We start from the raw sequence: 15,436 nt of genomic DNA, 5'->3' as shown, positions 1-15,436 counted from the left end.
CAAGCCCACCTTTTTTATTTATAGAGCTTTGATAAATAGAACGATAGGTAGGTAAAACTAAGCTTTAACTTGTTTTAGGTATTCAGTAACCGCTTGAGTCGCTGATTCACCTTTATGCGTTTTTACGTTGTCTAACCAAGCTTCAACTTGTTGAGGGTTCTTGTTCAACCATTGTTGAGCTGCTTTTTCTGGCTTCACTTTTTGGTTAAGAATCTCTTCCATCAACTGGTTTTCCATCTCAAGAGTGAATTCTAGGTTTTGTAGAAGTTGACCGACGTTTGCACACTCAGACAGGTAGTTTGAACGAACGTTGGTGTAAACATTCGCGCCACCGTAGTTAGGGCCAAAGAAGTCGTCACCGCCAGAAAGGTATTCCATTTCAACATTGCTGTTCATTGGGTGCGGAGCCCAACCAAGGTAAACAATCCATTGGCTACGACGTGCTGCACGTGATACTTGCGATACCATGCCCGCTTCACTTGATTCCACTAGGCTGAAATCTTTCAAGCCAAACGCGTCAGAATCAATCATTGATTGGATTAAGCGGTTACCGTCGTTACCCGGCTCGATGCCGTAGATGCGATCTTTAAATTTGTCGGCATGTTTTGCTAGGTCTGCGAAGCTTTTCACACCAGAGTCGTACACGTATTTTGGTACAGCTAGTGTGTATTTTGCGCCTTCAAGGTTGGCACGAACGGTTTCAACCGTGCCCGCTTCACGGTACTTAGCAATATCGCCTTCCATGGTTGGCATCCAGTTACCTAGGAATACGTCAATGTCACCGTTCGCCATTGAAGAGTAAGTCACCGGTACTGAAAGTAGGTCGGTTTTGGTTTTGTAACCAAGGCCTTTTAATAGTTCAGAAGTAACGGCGGTTGTTGCGGTAATGTCAGTCCAGCCTACATCAGCGAAGCGAACGTTTTCACATTGCTGTGGTTCAATAGAAGCGTTAGCACCAAATGCAAATGAACTAATGGCTAGTGCTGTTAACGTTTTCGTGGTCATGTTCTGAATATTTAGAGTCGTCATAATGGTTCCTTTTTATCTTTCCTTTTTCTGCTCGATATCAACACCGATAGAGAGCAGTTCTTCTGACTTTTGACTAATTTTTGTTGTTACTTTTTGCTTTTTCTATTTTTTAACTACTTTCTATTTTTGAACTAATAACAGAGGCTTACGCTTCTCTTACTGGTTTATTTATTCTTTGCTTCTCTTGCCACTCAGGTGCAATCCACACTGAAACGCCCTGTTCTTTGAGCATCGGCTTACCTAAAATCAAATCGGAAGCACGCTCAGCAACCATAATGGTCGGGGCGTTCAAATTACCGTTTGGAATGGTTGGGAAAACCGATGAGTCGACAACACGTAAATTATCGACACCGCGAACGCGACACTCTTCATCAAGCACTGCCATTGGATCATCATCAGCGCCCATTTTGCAGCCACATGAAGGGTGGTACGCACTTTCCACGTTCTGCTTAACCCATTCGTCGATTGCTTCATCAGAAGTCACACTTAGACCCGGCTGAATCTCTTTGCCTCGGTACACATCCATCGCAGGTTGAGACAAAATCTCACGTGTCAGACGAATACAATCGCGCCAATCTTGGCGATCTTGTTCAGTCGAGATGTAGTTGAAAATGATCTCTGGCTTGGCATGCGGATCAGCAGAAGTGATCGCAACCGTACCGCGACTCTCTGGTTTGTTAGGCCCAACGTGTACTTGGAAACCGTGACCATCAAAGGCCGCTTGCCCGTCGTAACGCATCGCTGCTGGCAGGAAGTGATATTGAATGTTTGGCCACTTCAATCCTTTGCGAGAACGAATGAACGCGCACGATTCAAAGTGGTTAGTGGCACCAAGGCCTTTACGAGTCAGAATCCATTCCGCGCCAATCATGCCCTTGCTGACCAAGCCAAGCTTGCTGTTGAGCGTGATGGGTTCGTTGCAGTGATATTGGAAGTACACTTCTAAGTGATCTTGAAGGTTTTCACCGACACCGCTCAGTTCGTGTTTCAGCTCAACGCCGGCCTTTTCAAGCACCGCTTTCGGGCCGATACCAGAAAGCTGCAGCAGTTGAACAGAACCGATAGAGCCCGCAGAAGAGATCACTTCTTTGTTCGCCACAGCCACTTGGGTATTGCCTGACTTTTCAAACTCGACACCAACGGCTTTCAGCCTTGATTGACCTTTTGATGACTGGTCTTTTACGACGAGTGCTTCAAGTAAGAAACGACGCGCCACGATACCTTTCTTCAAGGTTAGGTTTGAACGCTTCAATGCTCGACGTAGATAAGCGTTAGAGGTTGAGGCTCTAACACCCTTGTCTACCGTCATATGCATAGTGCCGAAGCCTTCTTGCTGGTAGCCGTTGTAATCGTTGGTTTCTGGGTAACCGGCATCTTTACCTGCATCGATGAACGCTTGGTAAAGCGGGTTAAGCTCCATATCGTTACCATTACAAGTGCCGACAGGGCCATTGTCACCACGGTATTCATCACCGCCTTTGTTCCATGATTCAGCGCGGCGGAAGTAAGGCAAGCATGCTTGATAGTTCCAACCCGCTGCACCCTCTTCTTCCCATTGGTCAAAATCACACGCGTGGCCACGAACATAAACCATGCCGTTGATCGATGAGCTGCCGCCTAACACTTTGCCACGTGGGCAGTGCAGTTCACGTCCATCAAGGCCCGGTTCTTTCTCTGTTTCAAATTGCCAAGCGTACTTTTCAGTATTCATTGGGTAAGAAAGCGCGGTTGGCATTTGGATAAAAATACTCTTATCCGTGCCACCAGCTTCCAGTAATAAAACGCTATGTTCACCGCTTTCCGTTAGCCTATCCGCTAACACACAGCCGGCCGAACCCGCGCCGACGATAATATAATCGTAGCGTTGTTCCATGTTTTGATTTCCCTGAGATGAGTCAGTAGGGCTAGCTCTGTTAAGCTAACCCATAAAATTGAGTGTTACGCGTTAGGCATAAGGGCTGGCGTAGTCGCCAAGTTCAATAAGAATGCTCTTAGTCTGCGTATAGTGAAGTAGAGTTTCTGGTCCATTTTCACGGCCAATACCCGAAAGCTTGTAACCCCCAACTGGCATTTCTGCTGGTGAGTCACCCCACGTATTAACCCAACAAATACCCGCCTGCATTTGGTGAATAACACGGTGCGCACGAGAAAGGTTTTGCGTGAACACACCAGCCGCAAGGCCGTATTTGGTGTCGTTTGCACGGCGAATCACATCGTCTTCGTCCGAAAACTTCAACACTGACATCACAGGGCCGAAGATCTCTTGTTGAACGTGAGGCATGTTGTCTTCGCAATCCACAAACACGGTTGGGATAACAAAATTACCGTTTTCGAGGCCGTTGTCTGTCACTTGATAGCCGCCCGTCAGCAGGGTTGCGCCCGACTGTTTAGCTAGCTCAATGGCTTCAAGGACTTTTGAAAGGTGTTCTTTAGAAATCAACGCGCCGATCTGAGTCTCCATGTCCATTGGGTTACCAATGATGAGCTTTTCAGTGCGTGTTTTAAGTTGGTCGATGAAATCGTTGTAGATATTTTCATGAACGTAAACGCGAGTACCGTTAGTACACACTTCGCCTTGGGTGTAGAAGTTAGCCACCATCGAAGCTGAAACTGCATCATCCAATTTCGCATCATCAAACACGATCATCGGTGACTTGCCGCCAAGTTCCATGGTGACTGATTTCAGCGTCTTAGCGCTGTCTGCCATTACCGCTTTACCGGTACCGGTTTCGCCCGTGAACGATACTTTCGCGATATCTGGGTGCGCCGTTAGCATCTGACCAACACGGTAATCGCCCTGAACCACGTTGAACACGCCATCAGGAAGACCAGCTTCGGTAAATATCTCAGCAAGCTTGAGCGCCGTTAGCGGCGTTTCTTCTGAAGGCTTGAAAATCATCGCGTTACCCGCAGCTAATGCCGGAGCCGATTTCCACATCGCGATTTGGATAGGGTAGTTCCACGCACCAATGCCCACACAGATGCCTAGCGGTTCGCGGCGTGTGTAGAAAAATTGAGATTCACTCAGCGGCTGTTGGTCGCCTTGTAGCGTTGGAGCCAAGCCAGCAAAGTATTCAATAACATCAGCGCCAGACGCCACGTCCACTTCAATTGCTTCTTGCAGCGGCTTGCCCGTATCAACAACCTCAAGGTTTGCAAGGTCATCATTTCGAGCTCTAAGTATTTCCACTGCCTTCAACAGAATGCGGCTGCGTTCCACAGCGGTCATTGCAGACCATACCGCAAACCCGCGTTTCGCAGATTCAATAGCACTGTCGACATCTGCTGAAGATGCTTGGCCTAAGGTCGCGATAGGTTCACCGTTGGCAGGGTTAATGCTATCAAAGGTTTCACCAGAGGTTGCTTTAACCGCTGCGCCATCGATGTATAACGAGTTCATTTCCATTTGAGATTCTGACTTAATTATTGTTATTAGACTCTACTGGTCTATATGTGAGTATTGGGTGCGAATAGTGGTCGTTCTAGCTCTTGCTCTAGGTCTAGCTCAAGGTCTAGCGCTACCACTGCGATCTATTTGCTGTAACACGAGTAGAACGTAAGTTGTTTATCTAGATAATCATTGATGATGGCACGCGCCTTTTGAGCATCGATACCATCTGGGTTTAATGTGCCTCTCAGCCATAAACCATCAATCAGAGACGCAATCCCGTGAGCAACGAGATCCGCTTGTTCATGATTCAAAATACCTTTCAACTCAAGACGTAAGTGTGAAATCAAACGTTTTTCATTCACACGCTGCAGTCTTTTCAGCTGCTCGTCATGCATTGAATATGACCAAAATGCCAACCACGCCTTCGCGACCTTATTTTCTGCTTGGTAACCTTCGAAGTTACCATCGATGATCGCGTTGATTCTCTGTTGGTGAGCATCAACAGGAAGTGCTTTTAGTGACGTGGTGATGGTATTAGAAAGTTGGCGAAGGATTTCACGCATGGTCTCTTCGAGCAGCCCATGCTTCCCGCCAAAATAGTGATTAATAATGCCAGTGGAGACTCCCGCTTCTTTGCTGATCAACGCAATACTCGCGGCATGCAAACCCACTCGATCAATCACCGTCATGGTGGCTTGAACAAGCTGTGGTTTACGTATATCAGGCATCCCAACCTTCGGCATTTCTCAGTCCTTTTATTTTATATTGAACGTTCAGTTAAATATAAAATGACAGAAATTTAGTTAGGGTTCAAATGATTATTTAAAACAAACTCGTAACAATACAGCATTCAAAACAACAAAAATCACTATGGAACAACAGCTTAAATATCATTTAGAGCACTAACGAAAACAATTAAAGATTTGAGGTGTGATAGTTATTGGTCAAATGTTTTTGCTTAGAAAGTTCAAGAATCAATCAGTGAGAGTCCTTGTAGAAACTTTTTGGGGAGGGAGTGGAAAGGAAGTATCAAGGAATTTTCATACTGAAATTTAAGACAAGGAAATCCACAATCAACACAGGTAACGAATCAAAAAATGAACCAAAAAGGTTGGCGACAACAGCGTCATCACCAACCTTCTCAGTCGTTTCTAATGTTATTGCAAGCCTAAACTACTCAATGCGAGTGATGAAGTCGTATTTATCTGACTCAGCCTTAGTCACCCAGTGTTCGCCAGAAGCCGGAGCAGAATCCAACGTGAAGATATAGAAGTCGATTCCTTTGTCTCCCATTACCTTTTTAAAGTAGGTCGCTTGCTTGCGATGGCTTTCGTTCGTGTATGGGAAGTCTTTGGCTGTTTTATCATCCTCAGCCCAACTGTGCACACCAACCTGCTTATTAAGCTCAATGGCTTTAGTGGTATCTGCTCGTTGCAAAACTCGTGGGTTACCCGCAGCGAAAAGATCCGTGCCGCCAGAGAACACCGACCCCGTAGGCGTTACGATCGTCGTCATGTTGTTACTGTGGATCATGCGACCGGTGTACATATTGATATCATCGTCGGCACTTCCACCAATATGGTTGGTAAACTTCAACGTCATCTCACTGCCTTGATACAATTTCACGATATCAAAAAGCTGAGAATAGGTTGATGCGCCTAGAGTGGAAGTAATGCGATCAACAGCGCCAGTCTCGTTGAGCACATCACGGTAAAAAGCGTTGAAAGCAAACGAGGTGGTTATCGTTACCTTGTTCCCACTTTTAGTGTTACTCAGAATGGTAGACCCAAGGCTAGTCACGTATTGAACCAGTTCATTGTGATACTCAAGCTCGACGGGTTTATGAGTATTCGTCGTCGTGTTAATTAACGTGGTGTCATTGCCGATTGAACGTTGAGCAACACCACAATCAAATGAATCAAAAAACTTACCCTCACTGTAAATCGCACAATCGTCAGCCCCTGCATCAGGGAGATACAGATCCACACTCTGACCTAAACTATCCGCAAGCCTAACCACTTTTTGCTTATCACTAATATCTTCCGCAAACAGAACGATTTCATACTGCACACCGTTGTAATCAAGTTTTATGGATTCTTGGACCTCTTGTCGCTCTTTATACAACTCACCCAGTTTCGCTGATGAAAATACGTAATCTGCTTGAGGTTTTGCTTGCACTTTGGTGGCAGCTTTACCTGAGTTCGAGCTTGAATTACAGCCCGCTAACAGAATCAAAGGTAACGCCAGTAATGCATTTCTATAGTCGTTCATACCGTTATTCCCAAAATGTTTGATGAGAAAATTCTATTGTTTAGCGCTGAATTTATCTGTCGTGGAAATGTATGAGAATGTCGAGCCTATTTGAACGATGTTTTTTATTTTCCTATAAATGCCAATTCATCATTGAACTAACTTATAAAGTGTTTAATCATTCGCTTTAGGTATTTGGCGAAGCATCTGAACTTATATGCAATAGCGTATAATCGTAATGGTTCATCACGACGAAGACTCGCTCACCTAATCTCAATAAGTGAAACGAACGACAAGGCTGATAATGGAATGACAAAACCTAAAATGATCATCGTGGAAGACGATTTGAAACTTCAGAAAATGTTGCAGGACTACTTCGTCGCGCAAGATTTTGATGTCACGGTGTTGGACGATGGCAGTGATGCCGCACACACCATCCTCACGGAGCAACCTGACATCGTACTGCTGGATTTGATGCTTCCTGTAACTGATGGACTTACAATCTGCCGACAGACGCGTACGCACTATAAAGGTAAAATCTTGATGCTCACTGCTAGCGATGACGACTTTGACCACGTCGCTGGTTTAGAGACAGGGGCTGATGACTATGTCACCAAGCCAATCAAACCAAGAGTTCTGCTGGCCAGAGTTCGTTCGCTATTACGCCGCCAAGACACCAATACCGCTTCAGTCGATGACTCAGACACCCTTCAGTTCGATCAACTCGTTCTGAAAAACACTTATAAGAAGTGTGAACTTTATGGTGCGGTTTTATCACTCACTGACAGCGAGTTTGACCTACTTTGGTTATTGGCAAGCAACCCAGACACGCCGTTATCTCGTGACTACTTGACGCAAACATTGCGCGGGATTGAGTACGACGGAATAGACCGGACGATTGACAACAAGGTTGTACGTCTAAGGAAGATTTTGGGCGACGACCACACACCAGCAGAGAAAATTCAGACCATTCGCGGGAAGGGTTACTTATTTGTTTCGACCGCCTGGCGTTAACCTCGCTCAATACGAGCGTAATAAAAGAGAGCGATTATGCGACGTATCTTTTTGGAGTCCTTAATAGGGCTGTTAGTTTGCTTTATGGCCGGCCTTGTCGCCTACGAGATTAGCGTCTATCAGCTCAATACCGACTACGAATACGTACTGGAAGATTACGAAGCGGCTGCCCACCAGCAATTGATCGAGAACATCGCTAAAAATCAAGGCCTTGAAGCGGCTCATCAAGCGATAAACCAGTTTGTAGAAACCACACGAAATAAATTGGTTACATTCAGCCCAGACGATGAAATACCCAGCCCCGTTTCAGAGTTCTTCAGCACGAATCCGAATACCTTTGTTTTTCACGATGATGAACGGGACCTATGGTTTCGCTTAGCAAGCAGTGACAATACCTATCACTACCTCCCCAACAGTGAAGCGTTCGTTAGGCAAAAAATAGAGTTGGAGGATGACCTCATTTGGTTGTTCTTTTTAGCGAGCTTTATCTTATATGGGTTATGTCATCTATTTATTATCTTCCGCCGAGTTAAAAAGCTTGAGGTTGCCACTCTGCGTTTTGCGGAGGGCGATCTCTCGACACGAGCCGAGACTTCAAGTGGTATTGCGATTGGTTCACTGAACAAATCCTTCAACCTAATGGCCGACCGAATTCATCGCTTGGTAGAAAGTAATCGCTCACTCACTAATGCTGTCGCTCATGAACTGCGCACGCCAATATTCCGTATTCAGTGGCAAGCTGAAATGTTGAAAGACACCCAGCTAAACGCAGAGCAAGAAAGCACGATTGAGAGTATTGTCGAAGACACGGAAGAGATGGAAAAGATGGTCGATGAACTATTGTATTACGCCAAACTCGATAGCACTGACCTAGAAAACTTAAAAAAGCCATTAGAGATTCGAGACTTTCTCGACCACGCAATGGCGCGTTGGAACAAAGACACTCAGCTCAACATCGACCTATCGCTACCAGAGCAACCTAGCTCAATAATGGCGGATGAAACGCTATTTAACCGAGCACTAGATAACCTAGTGCGTAACGCAATGAAATTCGCACGCTCACAAGTGTCGATTGCAGCGACCGTGCATCAAGATCAGCTACAGATTGCGGTACACGATGACGGTGATGGTGTGGCTCAAGAACATCAAGCTCGCCTGTTCGAACCCTTTTACGTTGGCGACAAAGCGCGTAACAAAGCCAAGAGCGGCCATGGTTTAGGGCTGTCTATCGTCGAGAAGATCTGTGCTCAACACGGCGCTACCGTGGAGGTAGGTCAGAGCCAAGCCTTAAAGGGTGCGGTATTCACCATTACCATTCAGCTGTGTAATGATTCAGCTGACAAACCCATACAGTAACTACAAAACACCTCTGGAATAATGTTCAACATCGGTCGGGAGATGCTGTCTCCCAATGAACCTATTGAATCTAAATTCCAATCTTTCTTAAGGTGTTTGTATGAAAAAGTTATTAGTTGTTTTAGGCATTGTTTCTCTAGCGGGTTGTTCTGGTATCAGCCACAACGAAGAAGTGTACACAGCGCACGCAGAGAGCTTCAACATTGTCGGTTTCCAAGTGCCAGGTAACACTCAAGACCGCGCAATGGAATTAGTACCTGAAGGTGCAACGGTTGATACGATTCGCTCAACAAACTCTGATACGAGCTCTGTTCTGGGTATCATCAACCGTATTATCGGTATCGACTACGTACAAGTTGGCGGTAAAAAGCAGTAATTCGCTATAGTGACGTTAGCCACGTACCATAATTAAGTGTCGCAGTTGCCTACCTATATTCAGTAGCCTGCACAAACTAAGTTAGTCTAAGCCAGTGACCCGTCGCTGGCTTTTTTCATCCAGCAGATTTTGTGCTTTGTGCCAAACAAGTGCCCGATTCCCCTTCCCTCTTTTAACTAACAATTCGAAAAATAAGCCGAAAAGTCTTCGATTTCTTATCAAAATTGCCCCTAAATTCGCTAAATGGCCTTCTGTTTAAAGTGACACTTTCAAATCGTTGATCCTTCTATCAACCCAGAATCCGTTAATTGAGGCACAGATCAATTTACTCGAAAATCTTAATTTCCAAGAGAAATAAACACTTAATAAAAGTGTCACGATTTTATAAATAAACATATAGGTGCGTTCAAAAATAAACAGAAATGATAACTATCTGTAAATACGAGAAATATAAGTTTCATGAATAAAAGAGATCATTGCCATGCTACTAATTAATCAGATCGAATGATGTAAATTCGCTGTGATTAATTTGTTACGTTTTCTTGGATTTTACATGGAAAGAGAAAACAACAATGAAAATAAGAAAACGTTTAGTTGCCGTTGCTATAGCCAGTGCTATGTCTTTGTCAGTGCATGCAAGTGAATCCGTTCAAATCGATCAACCGATCAACTTTACTAGCTTCTCTGGGTTAAACGCTCAGTTAGGAGTCAGTAACGCCTCTAGCTTCAAGATGGTGAAAGAAGTAAACCTGAAAAAGCGTGGTATCTATAAAGTTAAGATCCAGCAGAACATCTGGGGAACACCGGTATGGGGACATTACCTAAATGCCACCCAAAGTGTCCAAGGTGGCGCACTTAAGTCCGTTCAAGGTCGCTACCTTAAAACAACGACCTTAGAGCGATCTTTTGTTAAGCCATCAATCAACAGCGCTCAAGCGGTTGAACTCGCAAGTAAAGATCTAAAGACTCAAGGCTTAACCAGCAAATCTCTAGACAACGTTCAACATCAGCTATTTATCTATCAAGGCTCTGTGAAGCAAGGCATCGGACAGCAAAGCGTAGATAAAACACGACTAGTGTACGTTGTCTCTTACCTAGTAGAAGGCAGTGAACAGCCGACTCGACCGTTCACCATGCTAGACGCGCACACAGGCGAAGTCATCGACCGCTGGGAAGGTATTGCCCATGCTCAGATCGGTACTGGCCCTGGCGGCAACGAAAAAACCGGCATGTACGAATACGGCACCGACTACCACTACCTTGATGTGGTAGAAAATGGCACAGAGTGTGTGATGGAGTCTGAAAATGTCGTTACCGTTGACCTAAATGGTGCGACAGACGGCGACACCACTTACAGCTATGAATGTCCTCGTAACGAATATAAAGCCGTGAACGGCGCATTCTCACCACTCAACGATGCCCATTACTTTGGCAACATCGTGTTCGATATGTATAAAAACTGGTTCGACACAGCGCCACTCTCCTTCAAGCTCATGATGCGTGTTCACTACGGTGAAAACTACGAGAATGCATTTTGGGACGGCAGAGCCATGACCTTTGGTGATGGGGAGAGCTTCTTTTACCCGCTTGTTAGCCTAGATGTATCAGCCCATGAAGTGAGCCACGGTTTCACTGAGCAAAACTCAGGTTTGATCTACGCAAACCAATCGGGCGGTATGAACGAAGCCTTCTCTGACATGGCCGGTGAAGCCGCAGAATACTATATGAAAGGCACCAACGACTGGATGGTCGGCCGTAATATCTTTAAAGGCGACGGAGCTCTACGTTACATGGACGATCCATCACGAGATGGTTCTTCAATCAATAATGCATCCGAGTACTACGATGGCTTGAATGTGCACTACAGTTCGGGCGTGTTCAACAAGGCCTTCTACCACCTTGCAACCACGCAAGGCTGGGATACTAAAAAAGCGTTCGAGCTTTTCGTGCTATCCAACCAAATCTACTGGTCAGAAAACAGTGACTTCTGGCAGGGTGCTTGTGGCGTGAAAAACTCGGCAACAGACCTTGGCTACAATGCCGATGACGTTGTTTCTGCGTTCGGTCTTGTGGGTGTTACCCCATGTGCAGAGCCACCACTGCCACCAGAACCGGAATATCAACGCCTTGAAAATGGTGTTGAAGCCGCAGTTGCTGGTGAAACAGGTTCGAAAACTTACTTTGATATCGAAGTACCATCAGGCCAAGAGAAACTGACGATTGATCTTGCTGTGTCTACGGGTGACCCAGATATTTATGTCGGCCTAGATTATGCGCCAAGCTCTCAGGAGAATATCTGTAAGAGCGAAACCGTGACCGATGAAGTGTGTGTGATTGAAAACCCAACCGCAGGTCGTTACACGGTTAACGTTCTAGGTTACTCAGATTACGCAGGTGCAAATCTGAAAGCGTCGTACGAATCAGGCAGCGCTAACGTGCCGCCCGTCTCTTCTTTCGAACACACGATTGTCGGTAAAGAAGTCGAGCTACGCAGCACAAGTTCAGACAGCGATGGTCAAATCGTTTCTTACCAATGGAACCTTGGCGATGGCAACACACAAACCGGTGAAGTGGCTCGTTATACCTACGCTGAAGCTGGCGACTACGTGGTGACTCTGACCGTGACTGACGATGCAGGCGTTGCAACATCAACAAGCAAGTCGATCACGATTGAAGGTGACTCTGCGGAAGGCTTCCCACTAAAACTGAAGTTTGGTAACAAAAATCCGAACGGTAAGGCGCGCGTTAAGCTGGCATGGGATTACGACACCAATGACTACTTTGTGATTAAGCGTAATGGCAAAAATGTTGGCGCTACAGACTTCAACTCATACGTCGACAAGTTCCGTCACAACGGCACAGTGGATGTGGAGTACCAAGTATGTACCTCAAGCGATATCTGTTCAGAAACCAAGCACTACCGTTTCATTAAAATACAATAATCGTTAGTAAATTCAGGGCTCCGAAAGGAGCCCTTTTCGCTATTTGGCTAATGAGCTATTTAGCGAATGAAACGTCTACATGAAAAACCTACGCATTACACAAAAATCGAACCCATCAACATAACAATACTCACCATAAAAAGGACGACAAATGGCTATTCAAAAAAGCATGCTAGCTTTAGCTGTGCTCGGGGGATCGTTAACCCTAATCAACAGTACTGCGGCTTACGCATCCCTAGGTATCACACCACCAGCGAACGAAGAGGTTTGGATCACCACCGATGCGGACGCACAACATATTATGACTCAACATGGCGCAACGGTTTACCCAGGCGTGACAGGAAACAAGCATTCCATCGTCGCGAAAATCAACCAGAAAGAGCTCGCAAAACTCTCCAGCCACATGCACGAAGAAACTCACCGTTGTGGTGGCTACATGGTGCACGAAGACAAAGCAAGCGCACTCAAAGCCGCAGCGATGCCACTGACGATGAGCAGCTTCGAAAAGCCGGTGATCAGCCATCAAGACACAGTGAACGACCTACTCGCTCAGGTCGAGCCGAACAACATGGTCACGACCATAGAAAATCTAACCAACTTCACCAACCGTTTTTATACTACTTCTACTGGTGTTGCTGCTTCGGATTGGCTTTTAGAGCGTTGGGAAACAGAAATTAAAGACGTGCCGTATGCGTCTGCACGCCAAATCACACATGCTGAATATCCGCAAAAATCTGTTGAAGTGACACTGCTTGGCGCGAAATATCCTGCAGAGATCGTCGTGGTTGGCGGACACCTTGATTCAACGGTTGGTTCTTGGACAAGCGAAGGCACCATCTCACCAGGAGCCGATGATGATGCGTCAGGCATTGCAACGGTAACAGAGTCGCTTCGCCTGATGATCGCCAGTGGTATTCAGCCAGACAAGACCATTAAATTTTATGGTTATGCAGCCGAAGAAGTGGGATTGAGAGGCTCACAAGATGTCGCCAACGCTTTAAAAGATGAGCAAGCCAACGTTGTATCGGTATTGCAATTAGACATGACCAACTACAACGGTTCAGCGCACGATATCACCTTCATCACGGACTACACCGACAGCAACCTCACCGCCTATTTAAGCGAGCTGATCGACACTTACGCGAGCGACATCAGTTACGGTTTCGATGATTGTGGCTATGCCTGTTCTGACCACGCCTCTTGGCACAATGTTGGCTACCCAGCTGCCATGCCATTCGAAAGCATGTTCAATGATTACAACCCAAGTATTCACACTGAGCACGACACGCTTGAGAACTCCGATCCTACGGCGACACACGCGACCAAGTTCGCCAAACTAGCCATTGCTTACCTTGTCGAAACCAGCCTTGATTCACCCGTTGCAGGCCCTAAAGAGCTGCAAAATGGCGTGCCTGTTAAAGGACTTACTGCAGGATATGGTGAAGAGCAGTTCTTCACATTTACGACTCAAAGTGCAGGTCAGTTAACGGTAACATTAACCGGCCCTCGAAGTGGCGATGCCGACTTATATGTGAAACACAACGGCACCGTATCGAAAGCGAACTACGACTGCCGCCCATACCAGAACAGCAGCAACGAACAGTGTGTATTGAACAAGCCAGCGGGTGAATTCAGCATCATGGTGCGCGGTTACCGTAACTTTAGTGGTGTCACCATCGTCGCTAACTTCGTTCCTGATTGGCTTTAAGGTTGGTTAATTGACTAACAATTAAACCTAGCAAACACGGCTAAAACTAAAAATCCGCAAGCCCACGATCATAAATAGATTGGAGCTTGCGGATTTTTTATTGTCTTCGGAGAGCATCTCAACTTAATAACCTTTAGTTATCATCAAGCCGTCTTTTTCATTACCTTGCCACAGATGTACTCGCCAATCGGCATTGCAGAGGTCGCAGCCGGTGATGGCGCGTTACATACATGTAAGCTTCTTGGGCTTTCGGCAAACAGGAAATCATGGACCAAGGTGCCATCCTTCAGTACCGCTTGAGCACGAATCCCAGCAGGATAAGGCTTAAAATCATCAACCGTAATACTCGGGCAGTATTTGTTCACTAGCTTTAGATATCCCGGTTTCCACCACGAGTTCTTAAACTCGACCAAACCCGTTTTCAAGTGATTCGCAGTCACTTTCCAAAAACCCACAAAGCTCAGCATCTGCCAAGTGTCCTTGAAGCTAAAGTTAAGCTTGCCATAACCTTCTCGCTTCCAGCCTTGAACTGCATTTGGCCCTACTGTTACGGAGCCATCAATCATGCGTGTTAAATGCACGCCCAAGAAAGGCAGTTCTGGGTCAGGGATCGGATAGATAAGATGATTCACCACTTGGTTGTGCTTAGCGTCTAACTGATAATACTCACCGCGATAAGGCACGATTTGGAAGTCGGTTTCGATGTCTAACATCTTGGTCATTCTATCGGCCATCAAGCCAGAACACGTGATCAAGAATCGACTGTTCAGTTGAAGAGTCTGACCATCTACTTTGCACGTTAACTGCACTTCATCTTCTTGCTCATCGGCCATGATCACTTCCGTACCAAGGCTAAGCTTACCACCCGCCTCAACAAACTCTTGAGCCATCACTTCGGTGACTTTTTTGTAGTCGACGATACTGGTGGTTTTGACATAAATCGCACCCAAACCCGTGATATTTGGCTCGGCTAGTTTGAGCTGCGCTTGGTCCAACAAATCGACATCAATGTCATTATCATGACAACGTTGATAGAGCGCGTTCATGCGCTCCACTTCCTGCTCATTGGTAGCGACCAACAACTTACCGCAGTTTTCGACGGGGATATCGTGTTGGCTACAAAAGGCGATGGTGCGCTCTACGCCGCGTTTACAAAAATCCGCCTTTAAACTGCCCGGAGCGTAGTAAACACCAGCATGAATCACCCCGCTATTATGGCCAGTTTGGTGCTGCGCGAAACCACGTTCCTTCTCGACTAAAAGGATACTTTTATCAGGGTGAGCTTGCTGTAATTGCCAAGCCGTAGACACGCCAACAATGCCGCCACCAACGATAATATAGTCGTATATTGAGTTCATAATATTCCTACA

General features: G+C 46.0%; 11 protein-coding genes. 5 read left to right on the top strand and 6 right to left on the bottom strand.

The window, feature by feature from the left end:
- Positions 1–57: 57 nt before the first annotated feature.
- The 5 genes from AB4185_RS19815 to AB4185_RS19795 form a co-directional block, all read right to left on the bottom strand.
- Entirely contained in the window at positions 58–1,029 is a 972-nt protein-coding gene (locus AB4185_RS19815) for a choline ABC transporter substrate-binding protein (protein ID WP_004732435.1), read from the bottom strand.
- A gap of 145 nt (positions 1,030–1,174) precedes the next feature.
- A complete protein-coding gene (gene betA / locus AB4185_RS19810) occupies positions 1,175–2,902 on the bottom strand; it encodes a choline dehydrogenase (protein WP_102533887.1) in 1,728 nt (575 codons plus the stop codon).
- A gap of 72 nt (positions 2,903–2,974) precedes the next feature.
- A complete protein-coding gene (gene betB, locus AB4185_RS19805) occupies positions 2,975–4,435 on the bottom strand; it encodes a betaine-aldehyde dehydrogenase (RefSeq protein ID WP_372135826.1) in 1,461 nt (486 codons plus the stop codon).
- A gap of 125 nt (positions 4,436–4,560) precedes the next feature.
- Entirely contained in the window at positions 4,561–5,163 is a 603-nt protein-coding gene (gene betI, locus AB4185_RS19800; protein WP_017070135.1) for a transcriptional regulator BetI, read from the bottom strand.
- A gap of 430 nt (positions 5,164–5,593) precedes the next feature.
- Positions 5,594–6,691, bottom strand: coding sequence for an alpha/beta hydrolase (locus AB4185_RS19795; protein WP_229647605.1), 1,098 nt, complete (start codon positions 6,689–6,691; stop codon positions 5,594–5,596).
- Positions 6,692–6,979: 288 nt separating this feature from the next.
- Between AB4185_RS19795 and AB4185_RS19790 the strand changes: the two genes are divergently transcribed.
- From AB4185_RS19790 to AB4185_RS19770, 5 genes are all read left to right on the top strand, one after another.
- On the top strand, positions 6,980–7,684 hold the full coding sequence (locus tag AB4185_RS19790) for a response regulator (protein ID WP_017065179.1): 705 nt from the start codon (positions 6,980–6,982) through the stop codon (positions 7,682–7,684).
- Positions 7,685–7,720: 36 nt separating this feature from the next.
- Entirely contained in the window at positions 7,721–9,040 is a 1,320-nt protein-coding gene (locus AB4185_RS19785) for a sensor histidine kinase (protein WP_372135825.1), read from the top strand.
- A 100-nt stretch (positions 9,041–9,140) separates the two neighbouring features.
- Complete coding sequence (locus AB4185_RS19780; RefSeq protein ID WP_017065177.1) at positions 9,141–9,416, top strand: hypothetical protein; 276 nt, start codon at positions 9,141–9,143, stop codon at positions 9,414–9,416.
- A gap of 572 nt (positions 9,417–9,988) precedes the next feature.
- Entirely contained in the window at positions 9,989–12,358 is a 2,370-nt protein-coding gene (locus AB4185_RS19775) for a M4 family metallopeptidase (protein ID WP_372135824.1), read from the top strand.
- Positions 12,359–12,509: 151 nt separating this feature from the next.
- The gene (locus tag AB4185_RS19770) at positions 12,510–14,066 is read left to right on the top strand and encodes a M28 family metallopeptidase (protein WP_372135823.1); all 1,557 of its coding nucleotides are present in this window, start codon (positions 12,510–12,512) and stop codon (positions 14,064–14,066) included.
- Between the two features lie 143 nt (positions 14,067–14,209).
- Here AB4185_RS19770 and lhgO read toward each other — a convergent pair whose 3' ends face one another.
- A complete protein-coding gene (gene lhgO / locus AB4185_RS19765; protein ID WP_065584461.1) occupies positions 14,210–15,424 on the bottom strand; it encodes an L-2-hydroxyglutarate oxidase in 1,215 nt (404 codons plus the stop codon).
- Positions 15,425–15,436: the final 12 nt, after the last annotated feature.

The organism is Vibrio sp. 10N.286.48.F5 (assembly GCF_041469785.1).
GTDB classification, from domain to species: domain Bacteria; phylum Pseudomonadota; class Gammaproteobacteria; order Enterobacterales; family Vibrionaceae; genus Vibrio; species Vibrio crassostreae_C.
This window is presented reverse-complemented; position numbering and strand designations above follow the sequence as displayed.

What these genes read in the sequence shown, in the direction of transcription:
- AB4185_RS19815 (WP_004732435.1), bottom strand. Translation starts at nt 1,029, where the DNA reads ATGACGACTCTAAATATTCAGAACATGACCACGAAAACGTTAACAGCA.
- betA (WP_102533887.1), bottom strand. Translation starts at nt 2,902, where the DNA reads ATGGAACAACGCTACGATTATATTATCGTCGGCGCGGGTTCGGCCGGC.
- betB (WP_372135826.1), bottom strand. Translation starts at nt 4,435, where the DNA reads ATGGAAATGAACTCGTTATACATCGATGGCGCAGCGGTTAAAGCAACC.
- betI (WP_017070135.1), bottom strand. Translation starts at nt 5,163, where the DNA reads ATGCCGAAGGTTGGGATGCCTGATATACGTAAACCACAGCTTGTTCAA.
- AB4185_RS19795 (WP_229647605.1), bottom strand. Translation starts at nt 6,691, where the DNA reads ATGAACGACTATAGAAATGCATTACTGGCGTTACCTTTGATTCTGTTA.
- AB4185_RS19790 (WP_017065179.1), top strand. Translation starts at nt 6,980, where the DNA reads ATGACAAAACCTAAAATGATCATCGTGGAAGACGATTTGAAACTTCAG.
- AB4185_RS19785 (WP_372135825.1), top strand. Translation starts at nt 7,721, where the DNA reads ATGCGACGTATCTTTTTGGAGTCCTTAATAGGGCTGTTAGTTTGCTTT.
- AB4185_RS19780 (WP_017065177.1), top strand. Translation starts at nt 9,141, where the DNA reads ATGAAAAAGTTATTAGTTGTTTTAGGCATTGTTTCTCTAGCGGGTTGT.
- AB4185_RS19775 (WP_372135824.1), top strand. Translation starts at nt 9,989, where the DNA reads ATGAAAATAAGAAAACGTTTAGTTGCCGTTGCTATAGCCAGTGCTATG.
- AB4185_RS19770 (WP_372135823.1), top strand. Translation starts at nt 12,510, where the DNA reads ATGGCTATTCAAAAAAGCATGCTAGCTTTAGCTGTGCTCGGGGGATCG.
- lhgO (WP_065584461.1), bottom strand. Translation starts at nt 15,424, where the DNA reads ATGAACTCAATATACGACTATATTATCGTTGGTGGCGGCATTGTTGGC.